Annotated in this window: 2 protein-coding genes; both read left to right on the forward strand. The window is 45.2% G+C overall.

Annotated features, from left to right (window positions below; all coding sequences use genetic code 11):
• Window positions 1-211: hypothetical protein (locus PX481_RS02195; RefSeq protein ID WP_353852178.1), on the forward strand; the 211-nt coding region annotated here is incomplete at its 5' end.
• The coding region (locus tag PX481_RS02200) for an AAA-like domain-containing protein (RefSeq protein ID WP_288093480.1) at window positions 208-1,285 on the forward strand (1,078 nt) is incomplete at its 3' end. The genes PX481_RS02195 and PX481_RS02200, both read left to right, overlap by 4 nt.

Here is a 1,285-nt window from a genome sequence, read left to right on the forward strand (position 1 = left end):
AACATCTACCATTGGGTTAGAAGTCAGTTATCAGTTATCAGTTATCAGTTATCAGTTATCAGTTATCAGTTATCAGTTATCAGTTATCAGTTATCAGTTATCAGTTATCAGTTCACTGAGAAAACTCCCCACACCCCACACCCCACACCCCACACCCTACACCCTACACCCTACACCCTACACCCCACACCCCACACCCCAATTCTTATGAGAGATTCCCTATCGAGCCATCTAAGAGTACAACAACATTGCCTCAATCAAGTTAAATTAGCCGTGAGAAAGCAGGGCTTTAGCAGTCAACGCTCCTTAGCTAAAGAAGCTGAATTTAGTCTGGCTACTGTCAGCAACTTCCTGACTGGTAAACCGGTAGAACAAGCCACTTTTGCCCAAATTTGTCGTCGATTATGCCTCGACTGGCAAGAAATCGCCGCCCTGAATTTTCAGCTAACAGCACCCCCTCAAGACAAAATTCTGGTTAATTCTCCATCCAAGAGCGAAAAATTGGACACATTACCCCCCTATCCCAATGGGGCAGTTCCCCTTGGTTCCCCATTTTATTTAGAACGTCTTCCCCTCGAAGAACAGATAAGGCAGGAAATCAAGAAACCGGGGGCTTTAGTGCGGATAAAAGCCCCGAAAGAAATGGGCAAAACTTCCCTACTTTTGAGAATGCTCGATTTTGCCAAACAGCAAGGCTACCGCACGGTGAGTTTGAACTTAGAACAGGTGGACCAGGCCATTTTGAGTGATTTAAACCAATTTTTGCGCTGGTTGTGTGCCAATGCCGCCCGTCAACTACAGTTAAAACCGCAATTAGATGAGTATTGGGATGAGGATTTAGGCAGCAAGATTAGCTGTACGGTTTACATTCAAGACTATCTGCTTGAATCGATTACCGCCCCCATTGTCCTCGCTCTCGATGAACTTAATCAGATTTTTGAACATCCCCAGGTGGCCAAGGATTTTTTACCGCTGCTGCGTTCTTGGTACGAGGAAGCCAAAACCCTACCTATTTGGCAAAAACTCCGTCTTATCGTCGTCCATTCCACGGAAATTTATGTTCCCCTGCAGCTCAATCAATCCCCCTTTAACGTGGGATTCCCCGCACAGTTAAGTCATTTTAGTCTTGAGGAGGTATTACAATTAGCCCAACGTTATCAACTCACCTGGGAAAATCAGGAAAAAGTCAAACAATTGATGGAGCTAGTGGGAGGACACCCGGCTTTGGTACAAACTGCCCTCTACTATCTCAGTCGGGAGGAAATAACCATGACGCAAATATTAA

It is taken from the genome of Microcystis sp. M53603_WE2 (assembly GCF_030065435.1).